This is a genomic window from Corynebacterium sp. ACRPE, assembly GCF_022347435.1.
Lineage (GTDB): Bacteria > Actinomycetota > Actinomycetes > Mycobacteriales > Mycobacteriaceae > Corynebacterium > Corynebacterium tuberculostearicum_D.
Genome location: NZ_JAKRNA010000006.1, coordinates 65,523 through 84,686 on the forward strand (window position 1 = coordinate 65,523; position 19,164 = coordinate 84,686).

Annotated in this window: 15 protein-coding genes and 1 riboswitch; of the genes, 10 read left to right on the plus strand and 5 right to left on the minus strand. The window is 59.4% G+C overall.

The features are described from left to right. Positions 1-474 precede the first annotated feature (474 nt). Both MHY13_RS04760 and MHY13_RS04765 read right to left on the minus strand, forming a co-directional pair. On the minus strand, positions 475-906 hold the full coding sequence (locus MHY13_RS04760; RefSeq protein ID WP_005328946.1) for a cytochrome c oxidase subunit 4: 432 nt from the start codon (positions 904-906) through the stop codon (positions 475-477). Positions 907-925: 19 nt separating this feature from the next. After that, positions 926-1,999 (minus strand): cytochrome c oxidase subunit II, encoded by a 1,074-nt coding sequence (locus tag MHY13_RS04765; protein ID WP_005324460.1) that lies wholly within the window; start codon positions 1,997-1,999, stop codon positions 926-928. A 390-nt stretch (positions 2,000-2,389) separates the two neighbouring features. Here MHY13_RS04765 and asnB point away from each other — a divergent pair, with 390 nt between their 5' ends. After that, positions 2,390-4,312, plus strand: a complete 1,923-nt coding sequence (gene asnB / locus MHY13_RS04770) for an asparagine synthase (glutamine-hydrolyzing) (RefSeq protein ID WP_239281515.1) — start codon at positions 2,390-2,392, stop codon at positions 4,310-4,312. A gap of 65 nt (positions 4,313-4,377) precedes the next feature. Here the strand turns inward: asnB and MHY13_RS04775 are convergent, their stop codons facing one another. Further along, on the minus strand, positions 4,378-4,722 hold the full coding sequence (locus tag MHY13_RS04775) for an iron-sulfur cluster assembly accessory protein (RefSeq protein WP_005324455.1): 345 nt from the start codon (positions 4,720-4,722) through the stop codon (positions 4,378-4,380). Positions 4,723-4,863: 141 nt separating this feature from the next. Between MHY13_RS04775 and MHY13_RS04780 the strand changes: the two genes are divergently transcribed. Together MHY13_RS04780 and MHY13_RS04785 are read left to right on the plus strand one after the other, a co-directional pair. Then, positions 4,864-5,556 carry a DUF3043 domain-containing protein gene (locus MHY13_RS04780; protein WP_204608303.1) on the plus strand — a complete coding sequence of 231 codons (693 nt, stop codon included), beginning with the start codon at positions 4,864-4,866 and terminating at the stop codon, positions 5,554-5,556. An 11-nt stretch (positions 5,557-5,567) separates the two neighbouring features. Further along, complete coding sequence (locus tag MHY13_RS04785; RefSeq protein WP_239281524.1) at positions 5,568-6,362, plus strand: nicotinate-nucleotide--dimethylbenzimidazole phosphoribosyltransferase; 795 nt, start codon at positions 5,568-5,570, stop codon at positions 6,360-6,362. Positions 6,363-6,369: 7 nt separating this feature from the next. On the opposite strand, the gene MHY13_RS04790 is transcribed toward MHY13_RS04785, so the two are convergent. After that, complete coding sequence (locus tag MHY13_RS04790) at positions 6,370-7,467, minus strand: branched-chain amino acid aminotransferase (RefSeq protein ID WP_239281526.1); 1,098 nt, start codon at positions 7,465-7,467, stop codon at positions 6,370-6,372. A gap of 103 nt (positions 7,468-7,570) precedes the next feature. On the opposite strand from MHY13_RS04790, the gene MHY13_RS04795 reads away from it, so the two are divergent. The 3 genes from MHY13_RS04795 to thiC all read left to right on the plus strand — a co-directional run bounded on the left by MHY13_RS04795 (position 7,571) and on the right by thiC (position 11,840). Next, the gene (locus MHY13_RS04795; RefSeq protein WP_239281528.1) at positions 7,571-9,058 is read left to right on the plus strand and encodes a leucyl aminopeptidase; all 1,488 of its coding nucleotides are present in this window, start codon (positions 7,571-7,573) and stop codon (positions 9,056-9,058) included. Between the two features lie 38 nt (positions 9,059-9,096). Beyond that, a complete protein-coding gene (locus MHY13_RS04800) occupies positions 9,097-9,633 on the plus strand; it encodes an isochorismatase family protein (protein ID WP_239281530.1) in 537 nt (178 codons plus the stop codon). Between the two features lie 316 nt (positions 9,634-9,949). Then, a riboswitch (TPP riboswitch) is annotated at positions 9,950-10,060 on the plus strand. Continuing rightward, positions 10,059-11,840, plus strand: coding sequence for a phosphomethylpyrimidine synthase ThiC (gene thiC / locus MHY13_RS04805; protein WP_239193572.1), 1,782 nt, complete (start codon positions 10,059-10,061; stop codon positions 11,838-11,840). It overlaps the preceding riboswitch by 2 nt. Here thiC and MHY13_RS04810 read toward each other — a convergent pair. Next, positions 11,832-12,242 (minus strand): oxidoreductase, encoded by a 411-nt coding sequence (locus MHY13_RS04810; protein ID WP_239193570.1) that lies wholly within the window; start codon positions 12,240-12,242, stop codon positions 11,832-11,834. The two genes, thiC and MHY13_RS04810, sit on opposite strands and share 9 nt — an antisense overlap. 125 nt (positions 12,243-12,367) lie before the next feature. On the opposite strand from MHY13_RS04810, the gene sucB reads away from it, so the two are divergent. From sucB to gcvH, 4 genes are all read left to right on the plus strand, one after another. Then, positions 12,368-14,413, plus strand: coding sequence for a 2-oxoglutarate dehydrogenase, E2 component, dihydrolipoamide succinyltransferase (gene sucB, locus MHY13_RS04815; RefSeq protein ID WP_239281532.1), 2,046 nt, complete (start codon positions 12,368-12,370; stop codon positions 14,411-14,413). 293 nt (positions 14,414-14,706) lie between these two features. Then, entirely contained in the window at positions 14,707-17,550 is a 2,844-nt protein-coding gene (gene gcvP / locus MHY13_RS04820; protein ID WP_239281541.1) for an aminomethyl-transferring glycine dehydrogenase, read from the plus strand. Positions 17,551-17,552: 2 nt separating this feature from the next. Next, complete coding sequence (gcvT, locus tag MHY13_RS04825) at positions 17,553-18,665, plus strand: glycine cleavage system aminomethyltransferase GcvT (RefSeq protein WP_239281552.1); 1,113 nt, start codon at positions 17,553-17,555, stop codon at positions 18,663-18,665. 36 nt (positions 18,666-18,701) lie between these two features. Next, positions 18,702-19,094 (plus strand): glycine cleavage system protein GcvH, encoded by a 393-nt coding sequence (gene gcvH, locus MHY13_RS04830; protein WP_005324433.1) that lies wholly within the window; start codon positions 18,702-18,704, stop codon positions 19,092-19,094. Positions 19,095-19,164 lie beyond the last annotated feature (70 nt).

Here is a 19,164-nt window from a genome sequence, read left to right on the forward strand (position 1 = left end):
GCTTCGTCCAGCAAAAGGCCAGCAAGTCAGAGTCAAAAACTTTATTTTTCCAAACGGGAACTTTTCGCCCCGCTTTCCGACGTCCCATTGATGCAGGTGACACCACACGTCGGGCCCTACCCTGAAATTCCGAAGCACCCCGGCCACCCGACGCCTCCACTTATCGATGCACCAGTCCGTGTACCCGCCCCCGTTGCCTGGAGAGATAAATCACACTCCACGAGCTCCCTAAACGCCCCGCTTTACAACTTTCGAACGACCCCCGCAAAAATCGGCTCCTACGTGCCAGAATGCAGAAGAAGTGCCATCGCGAACATGCAGCAAGATCAGCCACTCCTCCCCCACCGGTAAAACTTTTGAAACTCTCGGGAACTTTCTTGCGTCGCGAACGACGCTGGATCGCCAAAGCCCTCCTAGCCATAGTGACTAGGAGGGCGGAGAAGTTTTAGGCAGGGATTCCTTTACATCGAGGAATTAGTGCTTTTCCTTCGGCAGGCCGTACTGGAGGGACAGGCCGGTGCAGGCCGCGATGAGGCAGACAGCGCCGAGGGCAATCAGCCAGAAGTAGAGGAAGATGATTCCCAAGCCAAGAAGGCCAATGGCGCCAGTCATAGCCAGCGGCCAGATGGAGCCTGGGGAGAAGAAGCCAAGGATGCCAGCGGCATCTTCAGTTTCTGCCTCTTCCCAATCCTCTGGCAGGACGTCACTGCGGTCATCAGTGAAGTGAAGGTAAGCACCCAGCATCATGCACAGCAGGAAGGCAAGGAACATGCCCACGATGCCAACCCACTCGGCACCGTAGAGGTAGCCATCGTCCTTAACGAAGGTGACGCCGAAGATGTAGACAATCAGCGAGACAAGAAGGTACGTCGCGATTGAGTAAAAGACTTTCGATGTTGCACGCATTGTGTTGTGTCCTTATCTCTTATGCCGCGGTGTTTACGTAGTTGTCGCCCTTAGCGGTGTCACGCTCGCCGGAGAACGGGTGGGTGGTTACCGCATATGGGTCCTGGCCGATTTCTTCCAGGGCTTCCGCGTTGGTGGCCTCTGGGTTGTCCTCTCGGAACTTCAGGTAGGTATTGAAGTCCTCCGGAGAGACAACGCGGATTTCAAAGTTCATCATCGAGTGGTAGGTACCGCACATCTCGGCACAACGGCCAACGAATGCGCCCTGCTTCTCAATCTTTTCCACCTGGAAGCTACGCTCCTGAGCGTTTGCCTCTGGGTGTGCGTAGACGTCGCGCTTGAACAAGAACTCCGGTACCCAGAATGCGTGGGACACGTCGCCGGAAGCGAGGCGGAACTCAATCGCAGTATCGGAAGGAAGAACCAGAACCGGAACCTCTTCGGTGGTACCGACGGTCTCAATCTTGTTGTAGTTCAGGTAGGAAAGGTCGCCCATGGACTTGCCGTGGATTGGGTTCGGGTTGTCCACACCCTCAGGGTCGTGAGCAGTCTTCTCTGCCTCAGCCTGACGCTCCTTGTCGGCGCCGTCGTAGTTCTCACCATTGACATGGTTCTCGGCGTAACCAAACTTCCAGTTCCACTGGAACGCGGTGACGTCGACGACAACCTTTGGATCCTTATCCAAGGCGGTGACCTTCTGCTGAGTCTGAACGGTAAAGAAGAACAGGCCCATGATGATGAGGATAGGGACGATGGTCAGAACCATCTCCAGTGGAACGTTGTACTGGATCTGGCGCGGGAACTCGCCCTTGCCATCCTTCTTTGCCTTCTTCGCGCTCCAGCGGAAGATTGCAGTGAGGAACAGGCCCCACATAATAAAACCAACGATCCATGCGGCAACCCAGACCCAAATCCAGAAGTTGTACATGGCCTCCGCCTCAGGGGTAATGCCCTTCGGCCAACCGAATCCCAGGAGGTTCTCTACAGCAGTTGGCGCCTGAACGTCACAACCTGCCAGAGCGAGTCCACCCAGGGCAAGTGCGCCAGCTACGCCCGCCTTACGGGCAAAGGTGCGCTTATTACGCTGTCCCACGTGTGTTCTGCCTTTCTGTCCACACAAAACTTCTCGAATACTCACAGAGCACTCTTACCCAATCAGAATAGAGGATAATTGCCAGATTCCCAGCCTGTTTAAAGGCATAAAAGGGCACCTAGTGCACTCATTTCATATTCTCCTTCAGGTAGGTTACCGCCCCACCTGCACAATGTTCCAACCGCACCCCCAGCAGCCACAGAATCCGTGTGCGCCAATTCACAGGGATCCGGCGGAACCATCATCCGAAAGTTCGCACCCCTATCGGGGAAGCTAATTCCAAGGCGGTCGGCAGGTTTCCTTAAGCCGTGGCGTGTTCTGGTTTCACGCCCTCTGGCCGTAAAGTGGGTGACTAGCAATAGACGCTTATATATAAGGAGCAATCTTTTCATGTGCGGACTTCTTGGCATGCTCGCCGCCACGGGCAACGTAGATAAGTACGTTGACGCGCTGGAACGTTCCCTGCCCTGCATGCGCCACCGCGGCCCAGATGCGGCCGGCACGTGGCATGACGGCGATGCCGCCTTCGGCTTCAACCGCCTGTCCATTATTGACTTGGAGCACTCCCATCAGCCCCTCCGCTGGGGCCCAGAGGACGAGCCCGACCGCTACGCCATGACCTTTAATGGCGAAATCTACAACTACGTGGAGCTGCGCGAGGAGCTCAAGGGCCTCGGCTACACCTTCCACACCGAGGGCGATGGCGAGCCCATCGTGGTGGGCTACCACCACTGGGGCAAGGACGTAGTCAACCATCTGCGCGGCATGTTCGGCATTGTCATCTGGGACACCCACACCAAGACGATGTTTGCCGCTCGCGACCAATTTGGCATCAAGCCGCTGTATTACGCCACTACCGAGGCGGGTACCGTTTTCGCTTCGGAGATGAAGTGCATCTTGGAGATGGCGGATCAGCTCGGTCTAGATCTCAACCTTGACCGTCGCGCCATTGAACACTACGTGGACCTGCAATACGTCCCGGAGCCAGAATCCCTCCACGCGAATATTCGCCGCGTAGAATCCGGCTGCACTGTTACCCTTCGTCCAGGCGAAGACGTTGTCGCCGAGCGCTACTTCAAGCCTCGCTTCCCTGTGCAGCAGGTTAAGCAAGGCGAAGAGCAGCAGCTATTTAACCGCATTGCGGAGGCGCTGGAAGATTCCGTCGCTAAGCACATGCGTGCCGACGTCACCGTGGGTTCCTTCCTATCTGGCGGCATTGACTCCACCGCCATTGCCACCCTGGCCAAGCGCCACAACCCAGATCTTCTGACTTTTACCACCGGCTTCGAGCGCGAGGGCTATTCTGAGGTCGATGTCGCGGCAGAGTCCGCGGAAGCTATTGGCGTGGAGCACATCGTCAAGATTGTCTCCCCCGAAGAATATGCCGAGTCCATTCCAAAGATCATGTGGTACTTGGACAATCCGGTGGCTGACCCATCGCTGGTGCCGCTGTACTTTGTGGCGCAGGAGGCCCGCAAACATGTCAAGGTAGTTCTTTCCGGCGAGGGCGCGGACGAGCTCTTTGGCGGCTACACCATCTACAAGGAACCACTGTCTCTCGCTCCATTTGAAAAGGTCCCGTCCCCACTGCGCCGCGGTCTGGGCAAGCTCTCCCAGGTTCTGCCAGAGGGCATGAAGGGCAAGTCCCTGCTTAATCGCGGCTCGATGACGATGGAAGAGCGCTACTACGGCAACGCTCGTTCCTTCAACTTTGACCAGATGCAGCGCGTTATCCCGTGGGCAAAGCGCGAATGGGACCACCGCGAGGTTACCGCCCCCATCTACGCCCAGTCCAAGGACTTTGATCCGGTTGCCCGCATGCAGCATTTGGATCTATTCACTTGGATGCGCGGTGACATCCTGGTCAAGGCCGATAAGATCAATATGGCCAACTCCCTGGAGCTGCGCGTGCCATTCCTAGACAAGGAAGTCTTCAAGGTTGCCGAGTCCATCCCATATGACCTGAAGATTTCGCACGGCACCACCAAGTACGCCCTGCGCAAGGCCATGGAGCAGATCGTCCCGGCGCATGTACTGCACCGCAAGAAGCTGGGCTTCCCAGTGCCGATGCGCCACTGGCTGGCCGGCGATGAGCTATACGGCTGGGCCCAGGACACCATCAATGAATCCCAGACCGAGGACATCTTCAACAAGAAGGAAGTTCTCGAGATGCTCAAGGAGCACCGAGATGGCGTTTCCGATCACTCCCGCCGCTTGTGGACCGTGCTGTCCTTTATGATTTGGCACGGCATCTTTGTGGAAAAGCGCATCGATCCGCAGATCGAGCAGCGCGACTACCCGGTCAAGCTCTAAGAGCCTTCCACACAAAAAAGAGGGTGGGTGCCAGTGGCACCCACCCTCTTTGTATTTCCTTCTCTTTAGTTGAAGGAATCGCCACAAGCGCAAGAGCCGGTGGCATTCGGGTTATCAATGGTGAAACCCTGGGACTCGATGGTGTCAGCGAAGTCAATCTTGGCACCGGTCAGGTAGGGAACGGACATCTTGTCCACAACGAGGTTTACGCCGCCTACCTGGTCAACCTTGTCACCGTCCAAAGTGCGGTCATCAAAGTAGAGCTGGTAGCGCAGGCCAGCGCAGCCACCAGGCTGGACGGCAATGCGCAGGGAGAGATCGTCGCGGCCTTCCTGATCAAGCAGCGCCTTTGCCTTTGCGGCTGCTGCTTCAGTCAGAATGACGCCGGTTGCGGAAGCTGGAGCGGTCATCACTTCTCCTCAATAAGTATTGGATTCGTTGCCACTACCCTACCCGGTTAGTTCAGGTGGGAAAAGGTAGCCCATACCTACAACACCATCTGGGCCGGGCCTATTCCCCTATTCACACCTAAACCTTGTAGTGTGAGGAACGTGAAACTCCCGTGGCAAAAAGATGATAAGACCTCCACTGAGCCTGCTCCTGTACAGGACAAAGCTCAGGCAGAAGTTCAGGAAGTGCCCCAGCGCAAGGGCTACACCCCACCGAAGGGTCGTCCTACGCCAAAGCGCGCAGAGCAAGAGATTGCACGCGGCGTAAAGCGCGATCCCAATGGCATGTCCGATGCGCAGCGGTACCAGCATCGCAAGGACATGAAGAAGTCCATGAGCAAGGACGAGTGGAAGGAATATAAGAAGAAGGAGCGCCAAGAGCGCCAGCAGGCCAACCGCGAGCAGCAGGCCCGCATGGCAGAGGGCGATCCGCGCTTCCTGCCCGCCCGCGACCAGGGTGAAGTGCGCGCCTATGTGCGCGATTGGGTGGATGCCCGCCGCAGCCTGAGCAACTGGGTCATGCCGATGGCCCTGGTGCTCATCGTGGTCATGTTCTTGACCTACGCGGTACCCAGCATTGCGACGATCATCAATGCGGTAGCGATGGTTATCCTCGTTATCTTCGCCATCGAGGGCGTCATTTTGGCCCGCCGCTGCAATAATGCCGTGCGCGCCAAGTTCCCCGGCACGACCGAAGCCGGCTTTAGCCTTGGTTTTTATGCGTATTCTCGCGCCAGCCAGCCGCGCAAGTGGCGCATCCCGCGCCCCCGCGTGGAGCTCGGCGCTGACGTTTAGGGGGACTACTCATGGCCATTCCGCAGCCCGATAAGCAGGCACATACCGCACAGGACGCACAGCTCGCTCCTTGGGGACGCCTGACCGACGCCGCTCAATGGCTGGCTGCTTGCCAAGGCACGGCCCCTGCCCATGAGCCGCGGCGCGTGCGGGCCGTGATTTTCGCGGATCAAGAGACCTCGCTTTCGGCCGCTGAGACCGCTGCGCGTCGCGCCGAGGCCGGGCTGAATGTAGTCACCGTGACGGATTATTCCCAGGCCTACAGCCTTGGAGCCGCAACAGCGGATGCGGAAATTGATGCCGGGGCTGACCTACTGATTCCCGGCGGCGAGGAGCACGCCCGAGTACCGGCCGTGGTAATGGCGACGATTACGCAAACGGAGCCGGTAGTGATCGTCGGCAAGCAGCGCAGCGTAGAAACCTGGAAGCGCGAGATCACCGCAATCCGGGACGCCATGTTCCGCGCGCGCAACCTCGAGGGCATGGAGCTGGTTGAATCGTGCCAGTCCACCGTGCTAGCAGCCACGGTGGGGTTCATTGCCCGAGCCGCGGAGCGCCGTACGCCCCTGCTTGTCGACGCCCCCTTGACCGCCACCGCCGCGCTTCTTGCTGAGCGCGATAATCCCGGTGTGAAAGACTGGCTCTTCGCCACCACGCTGTCCACTGCCCCTGCGCATAAGTTGGCACTGGAAAAGCTAGGGCTCCATCCCCTGCTGGAACTGGGAATGGAGCCACAACCTGCGCTCGGCGCGCTCGCGGCGCTGCCACTGCTGCTCACCGGAGTGGAGATCGCCGCGGACGCCTAAGAGGGGGTTACTTCACTAGGGTATGGAGCCAACCGTGGGTATCCTCCACTGCGCCGCGCTGGATTCCGGTGAGGCGCTCGCGCAGGGCCATGGTGATCTCACCCGCTTCATTGCCATTGACCTGGAAATCCGCAGATTCTCCCATTACGTGGCCCACCGGCGTAATAACCGCGGCAGTGCCACAAGCAAAGGCCTCTGACATCGCGCCGGATTCGGCATCGCGCTGCCACTCTTCGGTAGTAATGCGGCGCTCGGTGACCTTGTAGCCCAAATCCTGCGCTACCTGCAATAGGGATTCGCGGGTAATGCCGGGCAGCAAGGAGCCCGATAGTTCTGGTGTAACAATCTCCGCGCTATCACCAGAGCCATACACAAACATCAGGTTCATTCCGCCCATCTCCTCGATGTAACGGCGCTCGATGGCATCCAACCAGACCACCTGGTCACACCCCTTTTCATCTGCCTGGGCCTGCGCCAAGAGCGAGCCTGCATAGTTGCCCGCAAACTTGGCCGCGCCGGTGCCACCGGGGGCTGCGCGCACATAGTCAGTAGATAGCCACACCGAAACTGGTTTAATCCCGCCGCTGAAGTAGGAACCCGCTGGGGAGGCAATGAGCACATAGCGGTAGGAATTGGCGGGGTGAACACCCAAGGAGACCTCGGTGGAGATCATAAACGGGCGCAGGTACAGCGCTGCTTCCCCGCCGGCTTCTGGTACCCAGTCCTGATCCGCTTCCACCAATTGGCGCAGGGACTCGATAAACTCCTCCTGCGGAAGCTCGGGCATAGCCAGGCGCTCAGCGGAGTTGATAAAGCGCTGCGCATTGTGGTCCGGACGAAAGGTAGCGATAGAACCATCCGGCTGACGGTAGGCCTTGATGCCTTCAAAGATTGCCTGCCCATAATGGAATACGTTGCTGGCAGGTTCCATGGTCATCGGACCGTACGGGCGCACCTTAGCATCGTGCCATCCCTTTTCTTCGGTCCAGTCAATGGTGACCATGTGGTCTGTAAAGTGCTTGCCAAAGCCGGGATTGGCGAGGATATCGCTCAATTCTTCCGCGGACGTAGGGTTATCGGTACGAGTAATCGTGTAATCAAGCATGCCCACAATCTACCCCTTTATCTATAGCGAGGCAGGAATAAGTTCATCACCGCGCGGTACAGTGGTGGAAAGATTGATAAGCCTTTCCATAAAGGAGGAGACAATGGCACAGTCCGATCTACCAGCACGCGGCCACTTTCCCCAGGTAAAGCTGGGAAAGAAGGTTCCTAAGAAGGCGGAAGCTCTACTTATCGCCGCTTTCGAGGGCGAAGGCGGCCTAGAACTGCCAGGCACCGAATTACTTGGGGGCGCAGCGCTGCGCTCCACTTATGAGGCACTGGTGGCCGTCGGGGCCTCTGGCAAGACCGGTGAAGTCACGCGCGTGCCGGCTCCAGCTAAGGCCGGCGTGGCATCCATTATCGCCGTTGGCTTGGGCGATGCGGAAGAAGTAGACGATGAGACGCTGCGCCGCGCTGCCGGCCAGGCCGCGCGTTCCATCACCAAGGTGGGGGCCGTAGCCACCTCCCTGGGCGATTTCGGTATCACCCCAGTGGTGGAAGGCCTCATCCTCGGCGGCTATAAGTATTCTGGCCTGCGCTCCGAGTCGGCCGCGGAGACCACCACTTACACCGTGGTGGCGGAGAAGTCCGCACAAAAGGAATTCGACAGCGCCAAGATTACCGCCGAGTCCGTTCTCATCGCCCGCGACCTGGTCAATACCCCTTCCAACCTGCTCTACCCAGAAACCTATGCCGAATTCCTCTCTGCCCAAGCAGCAGAGGCCGGCCTTGAGGTGGAGGTCTTGGATGAAAAGGCGCTGGAAAAGCAAGGCTTTGGTGGCATCATGGCCGTCGGCCGCGGATCCGCCCGCCCGCCGCGCTTGGTCCGCTTGAGCTGGAAGCCGAAGAAGGCCAAGTGCCACGTCGCTTTGGTGGGCAAGGGCATTACCTTTGATACCGGCGGAATTTCCCTGAAGCCGGGCGCCAAGATGTGGGACATGATTTCTGACATGGGCGGTTCCGCTGCAATGGCCGCTGCCATCATCGCTGCGGCAAAGCTGAACCTGAAGGTGGGCATCACCGCTACCCTGCCGCTGGCGGAAAACATGCCAGGCAGCGATGCTACCCGCCCAGGCGATGTCATCACCCACTACGGCGGCATTACCTCTGAGGTACTCAACACTGACGCGGAGGGCCGCCTCGTGCTTGCCGACGCCATTGCGCGCGCCAGCGAGGACAACCCCGATTACCTCATCGAAACCGCGACCTTGACCGGCGCCCAGATGGTCGCCCTGGGTGAGCGCACCGCCGGCGTGATGGGCTCGGAAGAATTCCGCGATCGCATGGCCGCAATTGGCCGCGAGGTGGGCGAGAAGGCATGGGCCATGCCTTTGCTAGAAGAACACGAGGAATCCGTGAAGTCTGCCAGCGCCGATATCCGCAATATCAACGCCAAGCGTGAGGGCGGCATGGAATACGCCGGCACCTACCTCCAGCACTTCGTGGGCGAGGGAATCGAATGGGCCCACATCGATGTGGCTGGCCCTTCCTTCAACACCACGGGCGCTTATGGATACACCCCGAAGATGGGCACCGGCGTGCCCACTCGCACGGTAATTGCTGCCCTGCGCGAGATTGCTGAATCAAAGTAGCACCTCAACAGGCTTAGTGCGTTTAGAATCCTAGAAGCATGAAGCCTGCTTTAATCATCGTTGACGTACAACATGACTTCTGCCCCGGCGGCGCCTTAGGCACCGAGCGGGGAAACGAGGTCGCTGCAAAAATCGCCTCCCTGCAACAGGACTACGAAACCGTCGTAGCCACGCAGGATTGGCACATCGATCCGGGTTCTCACTTTTCTACGGACCCGGATTTTGTGGATTCCTGGCCGGTGCACTGCGTAGCCGAGTCCCACGGGGCGGCCATGCATGAGGCCATCGGGCCGGCGCAAGCCTACTTCCGCAAGGGCGAATACACCGCGGCCTATTCCGGATTCGAGGGCGCTGCGAACGGCACCTTACTCGCCGACTGGTTGCGCGAGCGCCACATAGACGCCGTGGATATCGTGGGCATTGCCACCGATCACTGCGTGCGTGCCACGGCCGCCGACGCCCTTAAAGAGGGCTTTACCGTCCGCGTACTGCGTGAATATTGCTCCCCAGTGGACGAAGCCCGCGGCGAAGCCGCATTGCAAGAGTTGGCCGCTGCCGGCGCCACCATCTGCTAAACACAGGAAAACGCCTACGGCCCTCGAACCGAATCTGGTCCGAGGGCCGCAGGCGTCTCTCTACAAGGTGTTTCCATCTATCGGCTAAAGCAGCCGCCCTCCGGAAACGGGAGGGGTTCTCTCTATCTCTCTCGCATGCGCTCTCTCAAACGCATGAATTAAGTATGGAATACCGATATTGGATATAGGTGGATAGAACCTGAAAGTTTCCTGTTGAATTATGCCACCAAGGCTCCTACTACCTCACCTCGACAAATGTGTCTCCACCCAAATGGCGAAAGCTCTGCGCTATGCGAGACGATTGTTATAGGGTGATCTGCGTCCCCACGGGTGCCCGAGCACGGGCTGAGAGTGCGCTAAAGCTGCGCATAGACCGTTCGAACCTGTTTGGTTAATACCTACGAAGGAAGACAGGAGCGCTTGCCATGACGGCTGCCCCAGAAAACCACCCTAAGCATTCCTATTCCCCCATTCACCACGACGGTCTAGAAGTTCCAGAGACCGAAATCCAACTGGATGATTCCCCACAAGGCCCCAATGAGCCCTTCCGCGTCTACCGCACGCGTGGGCCAGAATGCGCACCTGAAGTGGGGCTACCCGCCCTGCGCAGCGAATGGATTAGCGAGCGCGGAGATACCAAAGAGTACGCCGGTCGCGGCCGCGAGCTGGCCGACGATGGACGTGCCGCGCAACGCCGCGGGGCGTCTTCCCAAGAGTGGAAAGGCTCTAAGCGCCCGCCGCTTAAGGCTCAGCCCGGGCGCCGTGTAACTCAAATGCACTACGCTCGCCAAGGAATCATCACCCGCGAAATGGAATTCGTAGCACTGCGTGAGCACTGCGATCCGGAATTCGTTCGCGCTGAGGTAGCTCGCGGCCGCGCCATTATCCCTAATAATGTCAACCACCCCGAGTCTGAGCCCATGATCATTGGGCGAAAATTTCTCACCAAAATCAACGCCAATATTGGTAACTCCGCGGTTACCTCCTCCATCGAGGAAGAAGTGTCCAAACTGCGCTGGGCTACCCAGTGGGGCGCGGACACCGTAATGGATCTTTCCACTGGTGACGATATCCACACCACCCGCGAGTGGATTCTGCGCAATTCCCCAGTTCCCATTGGCACCGTGCCTATTTACCAAGCATTGGAAAAAGTCAATGGCGTGGCAGAGGATCTGACCTGGGAAATCTTCCGCGATACCGTCATCGAGCAATGCGAACAGGGTGTGGACTATATGACCATTCACGCCGGTGTGCTCTTGGCGTATGTACCGCTAGCAAGCAATCGCGTGACCGGCATTGTCAGCCGCGGTGGCTCCATCATGGCGGGATGGTGCCTTGCTCACCACAAAGAGTCATTTCTGTACGAGCACTTCGATGAGCTATGCGAGATTTTCGCTCAATACGATGTTGCATTTTCGCTTGGCGACGGCCTGCGCCCCGGCAGCCTTGCCGATGCTAACGACGCCGCCCAATTTGCAGAGCTAAAGACTATCGGCGAGCTTACACGCCGCGCCTGGGAGTATGACGTCCAAGTCATGGTGGAAGGCCCCGGACACGTGCCGCTCAACATGATTCAAGAAAACAACGACCTCGAACAGGACTGGGCTTCAGATGCCCCCTTCTATACCCTCGGCCCTCTAGTTACCGATATCGCCCCTGGCTATGATCACATCACTTCCGCCATTGGTGCCGCCCATATCGCAATGGGTGGTACAGCCATGTTGTGCTATGTCACGCCGAAGGAACACTTGGGACTGCCCAACCGCGATGATGTAAAAACTGGTGTCATTACTTATAAGATTGCGGCGCACTCAGCGGACGTTGCCAAGGGACATCCAGGCGCCCGTGCTTGGGACGATGCCATGAGCAAGGCCCGCTTTGAATTTCGCTGGAATGACCAATTTGCGCTCTCCCTCGACCCAGAGACCGCGCAGGCCTATCACGATGAAACGTTGCCTTCTGAGCCAGCAAAGACCGCACACTTTTGTTCCATGTGTGGGCCGAAGTTCTGCTCCATGCGCATTAGCCAAGACATCCGCGAGATGTTCGGCGGGCAAATGGCCGAGCTGGGCATGCCGACGCTGGGCGACCAGGTCCGCGCGGCAGCCCACGGCTCAGCACCAGAGGAAGGTATGCAGGAAAAATCCGCCGAATTCCGCCGCAACGGGTCTCAAATTTATTTACGCGAGGATACTGACCTAGCTTAGCTCTCGCCCTGTATCGGGATTTTCGCCGCGCTCAAATCGGGCGCGGCGCTTCCTTTGCTCTTCCCTTTTGCGCAAGATGCGCTGCCTTTCCATGCGATCGCGCATGCGCTGCGGATAGCCGGTTTCTTCTACATCATAAATATCGCAGCTCAATAGTTTGGCCACCGCATCTATGCCTTTCGGCCCGCCAATACGGCGCCGGATAAAATCGCCGTTTTCATCCACAACGACAACGGACATCTCATTGACTACCGTTTCCGGCTCCACAAAGGCTTCTACAAAAGCCTTTCCGGCGGCCCACTGTTGCAGATCCTGCGCGTCTTCCGGGCGGACGGTCTCCCCCGGTCCGCGGGGTGGTCGCAGCGACGATCTGGACTTATTGCGGCGGAAAGGGTTGAACATAATTGCCTAGCTTACCCGGAAGGAGGGTAGTTACTAACCCCACATCTGCACGAGGGTGAGCATCACGCTGTAAGATTGTCGGGTAGCGATAGAACACTTCCAACTTTCGAGGAGTCTTATAACTCATGGCGAACTCCGTTGAGATGCCCGAGCTGGGCGAATCCGTAACCGAAGGCACCATCACGCAGTGGCTCAAGTCCGTCGGCGATACCGTCGAGGTCGACGAACCATTGCTCGAGGTCTCCACCGATAAGGTCGATACTGAAATCCCCTCCCCCGTAGCCGGCACCATTATTGAAATTAAGGCTGACGAGGATGACACCATCGAGGTTGGCGAAGTCATCGCCATCATCGGTGACGAGGATGAGGCAGGCTCCGCATCCAACGACTCCTCCGCTGATAAGGGCGAGGAAGAAGCAGAAGAAAAGAAGGAAGAGGCGAAGGCTGACTCCTCCAACGGCGGCTCCGGCGACGCAGCCGACGTGGAAATGCCAGAACTCGGCGAATCCGTCACCGAGGGCACCATCACCCAGTGGCTCAAGTCCGTTGGCGACACCGTCGAGGTAGACGAACCACTGCTCGAGGTCTCCACCGACAAGGTCGACACCGAAATTCCTTCCCCAGTAGCAGGCACCCTGGTAGAAATCCTCGCCGACGAGGACGACACCATCGAGGTCGGCGAAGTCATCGCCCGCATCGGCGACGAAAACGCCACCGCATCCTCCTCCGAGGCCAAGCCAGAGCCACAGGAAGAAAAGAAGGAAGAGCCCAAGGCAGAAGAAAAGGAAGAGGCGAAGGCTGACTCCTCCAACGGCGGCTCCGGCGACGCAGCCGACGTGGAAATGCCAGAACTCGGCGAATCCGTCACCGAAGGCACCATCACCCAGTGGCTCAAGTCCGTTGGCGATACCGTCGAGGTAGACGAGCCACTGCTCGAGGTCTCCACCGACAAGGTCGACACCGAAATTCCTTCCCCAGTAGCAGGCACCCTGGTAGAAATCCTCGCCGACGAGGACGACACCATCGAGGTCGGCGAAATCATCGCCCGCATCGGCGACGAAAACGCCACCGCATCCTCCTCCGAGGCCAAGCCAGAGCCACAGGAAGACAAGAAGGAAGAGCCACAGGCCGAAGAAAAGGAAGAGAAGAAGCCAGAACCGAAGGCTGAGGAGAAGAAGGAGTCCAAGCAGGATTCCTCCCTGAACACCTCTGCCAAGGTCAATAACGGCGACAACGTTCCTTATGTCACCCCACTGGTACGCAAGCTGGCTGAAAAGCACGGCGTAGACCTCAACACCGTTGAGGGCACCGGCGTGGGCGGCCGTATCCGCAAGCAGGACGTGCTCGCCGCTGCTGGCGAGGGCGATGCACCTGCCAAGTCTGGCGCACAGTCCGATAACTCCCCTCGCGCGCGTTGGTCCACCAAGTCCGTGGATCCGGCCAAGCAGGAGCTCATCGGCACCACCCAGAAGGTCAACCGCATCCGCGAAATCACCGCCGCCAAGATGGTCGAGGCACTGCAGATTTCCGCGCAGCTTACCCACGTTCAGGAAGTCGACATGACTGCCATCTGGGATATGCGCAAGAAGAACAAGCAGGCGTTCATCGACAAGCACGGTGCCAACCTGTCCTTCCTGCCATTCATCGTGAAGGCTACCGCCGAGGCTCTGGTCTCCCACCCGAACGTCAATGCGTCTTATAACCCAGAGACCAAGGAGATGACCTACCACTCGGACGTCAACATCGCTATCGCCGTTGACACCCCGAAGGGCCTGCTCACCCCGGTCATCCACAAGGCACAGGATTTGACCCTGCCGCAGATCGCTCAGCAGATTGCAGAGCTCGCTGATAAGGCCCGCAATAACAAGCTGAAGCCGAACGATCTCACCGGTGCTACCTTCACCGTGACCAACATCGGTTCCGAGGGCGCCATGCTCGATACCCCGATCTTGGTTCCGCCACAGGCCGGCATCCTGGGCACCGCGGCTATTGAAAAGCGCCCGGTCGTTGTCAACGAGAATGGCCAGGACGCCATCGCCATCCGCCAGATGTGCTACCTGCCATTCACCTACGATCACCAGGTAGTTGACGGTGCGGACGCAGGCCGCTTCATCACCACCATCAAGGACCGCCTGCAGACCGCTGACTTCCAGGCAGACCTCGAAGTCTAAAGGTTCTATCGCCGCTTAAAGCCTCTTAGCCCCACTGCGGGGCTAAGAGGCTTTAGCTATGTCTGGGGTGCCAAGTGGGGGTGACGGATCCGAAAACGCCGGACTAATCCATCCCTTTTTATTCGAGGTGTTGAGGAAGCCTTGCCCCTAAGCCCATGGTGAGCGCACTGGGTGCAGTTCTATACAGTGACGCGCTGCATAAAAGTTTCCAAAGCGGGATCGGCTCACCCATTGTTAAACATATAATTGGGGCGGTTACAGCCACTGTCCCCCTATTAAGGAGTCTCACTGACATGGAATTCATCTCCCGCCACCTAGGGCCGGATTCTGCGGAGCAGGCCACCATGCTTGCGAAGGTAGGCTACGACAGCGTGGACGCGCTGGTCGATGCCGCCATTCCCTCAAAGATCCGCGCCGCAGAACTGCCTCAGCTTCCTGAGGCACTCTCGGAAGATGAGGCGCAGGCTACCTTGCGGGAGTACGCCAACCAGAACACCGTGCTGAAGTCCTTCTACGGACAAGGCTTTTCTGACACCCTCACCCCCGCGGTCATCCGCCGCGGTTTATTGGAAGACGCGGGATGGTACACCGCCTATACCCCATATCAGCCAGAGATCTCCCAGGGTCGTCTTGAAGCGCTGTTGAACTTCCAGACGATGATTGAGTCCCTGACCGGTCTGCCCATCGCCAATGCATCCTTGCTGGATGAGGCCTCCGCCACCGCGGAAGCCGTGGGCCTTATGTCCCGCGCGGTCAAGAAGGGTCGCCGCGTGGTGCTGGATTCTCGCCTGCACCCGCAGGTGCTTACCGTCGCCGCAGAGCGTGCCCGCGCGATTGACCTCGAGGTAGAAATCGTAGACCTGCGCGAAGGCCTCGTGGGCGAGGACCTCATCGGCGCAGTAATCGCCTACACCGGTACCGAGGGCGACATCTTTGACCCCTCCACCATCATCGAGGAGCTGCACACCCGCGGCGCTCTGGCCACCGTGGCCACCGACCCGCTTTCGCTGCTCCTGCTGGAGGCACCTGGCTCGCTGGGCGCCGATATTGTGCTCGGTTCTTCCCAGCGCTTTGGCGTTCCGCTCTTCTTCGGCGGCCCGCACGCTGCCTACATGGCGGTCACGGAAAAGCTGAAGCGCCAGATGCCTGGCCGCATCGTAGGCGTGTCCAAGGACGCGGATGGTCGCCCCGCTTACCGCCTAGCACTGCAGACCCGCGAGCAGCACATTCGCCGCGAACGCGCCACCTCTAATATCTGTACTGCGCAGGCACTACTGGCCAATGTCGCCTCCATGTACGCCGTCTACCACGGCCCGCAAGGCCTCAAGGCCATTGCCCAGCGCGTCCACGCGCTCGCTTCCTCCTTTGCGCAGGCCGTTAAGGATGCCGGGAAGCAACTCGTGTCCGAGGACTTCTTCGATACCGTTACCGTCGCCGGCGTAGACGCCGCCACCATCAAGGCTGACCTCCAGAAGGAGGGCTACCTCGTGCGTACCATCGGCGAGGACAAGGTATCGGTGTCCTTTGGTGAGTCGGCAACCAAGGAGGACGTCGCTAAGCTCGCCCAGGCCTTCGGCGCCAAAGCTGCTGAGGCCGACTTTGCTCTGCCGGAGAACCTGCAGCGCGGCGAGGAGCCGCTCCAGCACGAGATCTTCAACCGCATCCATTCCGAGACCCAGATGCTGCGCTACCTGCGCAAGCTGGCCGATAAGGACTTGGCGCTTGACCGCACCATGATCCCGCTGGGCTCCTGCACCATGAAGCTCAACCCCACCGCCGCCATGGAGCCGATTTCCTGGCCGGAGTTTGCAGGCATCCACCCCTACGCACCAGAGGAAACGACCGCCGGTTGGCGCGCCTTGGTAGAAGAGATTGAGGGCTGGCTGGCCAAGGTTACCGGCTACGCCAAGGTCTCCATCCAGCCCAATGCCGGCTCCCAGGGCGAGCTGGCGGGTCTTTTGGCCATCCGCCGCTACCACGTAGCCAATGGCGATAACGAGCGCGATGTAGTGCTCATCCCGGCCTCCGCGCACGGTACCAATGCGGCTTCGGCAACGCTGGCTAACCTGCGCGTTGTTGTGGTGAAGACCGCCGAGGACGGCTCTATTGACCTGGCGGATTTGGATGAGAAGATTGCCAAGCACGGCAACCACATCGCCGGCATCATGGTGACCTACCCGTCCACTCACGGTGTCTTTGATCCGGAGGTCCGCGACGTATGCGATAAGGTCCACGCTGTGGGCGGCCAGGTCTACATCGACGGTGCGAATATGAACGCGCTGACCGGCTGGGCCCGCCCCGGCCAGTTCGGCGGCGATGTTTCCCACCTCAACCTGCACAAGACCTTTACCATTCCGCATGGCGGTGGCGGCCCGGGCGTGGGCCCGGTCGCAGTGGCCGAGCACCTCATCCCCTTCCTACCCACCAACGCCGCGGATCCGCAGCTGGATGCCACCACCGCTACCCCGGTAGGTCAGGGCGTGCCAATTACCAATACCAAGTACGGATCGGCGGGTGTGCTGCCGATTTCCTGGGCGTACCTTGCTATGACCGGTGCGCAGGGACTGGCCCAGGCCTCCGCCCACGCGATTTTGGGCGCGAACTACCTGGCCAAGTCCTTGGAAGATTCCTTCCCTGTGCTCTACACCGGCAACGCTGGCTTGGTTGCGCACGAATGCATCCTGGATCTGCGCGCGCTTACCGACGCCTCCGGGGTCACCGCAGCCGACGTAGCCAAGCGCCTCGTGGACTTTGGTTTCCATGCCCCGACCCTCGCCTTCCCGGTGGCCGGCACGCTCATGGTCGAGCCCACCGAGTCCGAAGACCTGGGCGAGCTGGACCGCTTCATTGAGGCTATGCGCACCATCCGCGCGGAGATCCAAGAGATCATCGACGGCGAGGTTTCCTACGAAGGCTCCGTTATTCACCACGCACCATTTACCGCGGAGTCCATCGGCTCCGATACGTGGGAGTACGCCTTCAGTCGCGAAAAGGCCGCGTGGCCCGTGAAATCCCTGCGTCACAACTACAAGTACTTCCCGCCGGTACGCCGCATCGACGAGGCCTACGGCGACCGCAACCTGGTCTGCAGCTGCCCACCACCAGAAGCTTTCGACATCGACGAATCTGAGGAGTAACCATGACCGAACTACTCACCTCCCCGCTTCATACCGAGCACGAAAAACTCGGCGCCACCTTCACGGCCTTCGGCCCGTGGAACATGCCCTTGAAGTACCAGAACGAGCTGGATGAGCACCGCGCGGTGCGCAGCACCGCCGGCCTCTTTGACCTCTCCCACATGGGCGAAATTTGGGTCAACGGCGCCGACGCCGGCAAGTTCTTATCCTATGCCTTCATCTCCAACTTCGAGCCCCTCAAGGTGGGCAAGGCCAAGTACTCCATGATTACCGCTGAGGACGGCGGCATCATCGATGACCTGATTACCTACCGCTTTGAAGAGGATAAATTCCTCGTCGTCCCGAATGCCGGCAACGCTGATACCGTATGGGACGAGCTCAATAAGCGCGCCGAGGACTTCGATGTAACCCTGAAGAACGAGTCCCGTGACGTCGCCATGATCGCCGTCCAGGGCCCTAAGGCCGCAGAAATCCTCGTGCCGCTGGTAGAAGACAATAAGCAGGACGAGGTGTATAACCTCGGCTACTACGCTGCCACCATGGGCAAGGTAGCGCGCACCTTTGCCATTATCGCGCGCACCGGCTACACCGGTGAGGATGGCTTCGAGCTCATCGTGTATAACTCCGATGCCCCACAGCTGTGGGAGGAATTGCTCAAGGCCGGTGAAGAGTATGACATCAAGCCGTGCGGCCTTGCCGCCCGCGATTCCCTGCGTCTCGAGGCCGGCATGCCGCTCTACGGCAACGAGCTCTCTCGCGATATCACCCCGGTAGAGGCGGGCATGGCCCGTGCCTTTGCCAAGAAGGAGGCCGATTTCGTCGGCGCCGAGGTCATCCGCCAGCGCGCCGCCGAAGGCCCACAGGTGGCGATCACCGGTCTCACCTCCACGCAGCGCCGCGCCGCGCGCGCCGGAGCCGAAGTATTCGTGGGAGACAAGAAGGTCGGAACCGTCACCTCCGGCCAGCCTTCCCCCACCCTGGGACACCCAGTGGCCATCGCGCTGCTGGAAACCAGCGCCGAACTCGAGCCCGGCGCCGAAGTCGAGGTAGAGATCCGCGGCAAGCGCTATCCTTTTGAAGTAACCGCGTTGCCGTTCTACAAGCGCGATAAGTAAACATCATCTCAACCAGCCCGAAAGGACTACACCACCATGGCTACCCTTCCACAAGATTTCTCCTACTCCGAAGACCACGAGTGGGTCAACGCCACCGCTGACGCCGTCGCTGGCGCTACCGTGCGCATCGGCATTACCTCCGTCGCTGCCGATCGCTTGGGCGAGGTTGTCTTTGCTGAGCTACCGGAGGTGGGCGATACCGTCACCGCCGGCGAGTCCTGTGGCGAGGTGGAATCCACCAAGTCCGTCTCTGACCTCTACTCCCCTGTCACCGGCACCGTCAAGGCCGTCAACGAGGCCGTGCACGATGACTACGCCGTCATCAACAACGATCCGTTTGGTGAGGGCTGGCTCTTCGAGGTCGAGGTAGATGAGGCCGGCGAGCTCATGGACGCCGCCGCCTACGCATCCGCCAACGGCCTGGACTAATTCGGCCCCACGCGGGAGGGTGTGCCACGCGCATCCTCCCGCTTTGCTTTGCCCGCCGTACCAGAGGAAA

What these genes read in the sequence shown, in the direction of transcription:
- gcvH (WP_005324433.1), top strand. Translation starts at nt 18,702, where the DNA reads ATGGCTACCCTTCCACAAGATTTCTCCTACTCCGAAGACCACGAGTGG.
- MHY13_RS04775 (WP_005324455.1), bottom strand. Translation starts at nt 4,722, where the DNA reads ATGACCGCTCCAGCTTCCGCAACCGGCGTCATTCTGACTGAAGCAGCA.
- MHY13_RS04795 (WP_239281528.1), top strand. Translation starts at nt 7,571, where the DNA reads ATGGCACAGTCCGATCTACCAGCACGCGGCCACTTTCCCCAGGTAAAG.
- MHY13_RS04810 (WP_239193570.1), bottom strand. Translation starts at nt 12,242, where the DNA reads ATGTTCAACCCTTTCCGCCGCAATAAGTCCAGATCGTCGCTGCGACCA.
- asnB (WP_239281515.1), top strand. Translation starts at nt 2,390, where the DNA reads ATGTGCGGACTTCTTGGCATGCTCGCCGCCACGGGCAACGTAGATAAG.
- MHY13_RS04790 (WP_239281526.1), bottom strand. Translation starts at nt 7,467, where the DNA reads ATGCTTGATTACACGATTACTCGTACCGATAACCCTACGTCCGCGGAA.
- sucB (WP_239281532.1), top strand. Translation starts at nt 12,368, where the DNA reads ATGGCGAACTCCGTTGAGATGCCCGAGCTGGGCGAATCCGTAACCGAA.
- MHY13_RS04760 (WP_005328946.1), bottom strand. Translation starts at nt 906, where the DNA reads ATGCGTGCAACATCGAAAGTCTTTTACTCAATCGCGACGTACCTTCTT.
- gcvP (WP_239281541.1), top strand. Translation starts at nt 14,707, where the DNA reads ATGGAATTCATCTCCCGCCACCTAGGGCCGGATTCTGCGGAGCAGGCC.
- thiC (WP_239193572.1), top strand. Translation starts at nt 10,059, where the DNA reads ATGACGGCTGCCCCAGAAAACCACCCTAAGCATTCCTATTCCCCCATT.
- MHY13_RS04800 (WP_239281530.1), top strand. Translation starts at nt 9,097, where the DNA reads ATGAAGCCTGCTTTAATCATCGTTGACGTACAACATGACTTCTGCCCC.
- gcvT (WP_239281552.1), top strand. Translation starts at nt 17,553, where the DNA reads ATGACCGAACTACTCACCTCCCCGCTTCATACCGAGCACGAAAAACTC.
- MHY13_RS04785 (WP_239281524.1), top strand. Translation starts at nt 5,568, where the DNA reads ATGGCCATTCCGCAGCCCGATAAGCAGGCACATACCGCACAGGACGCA.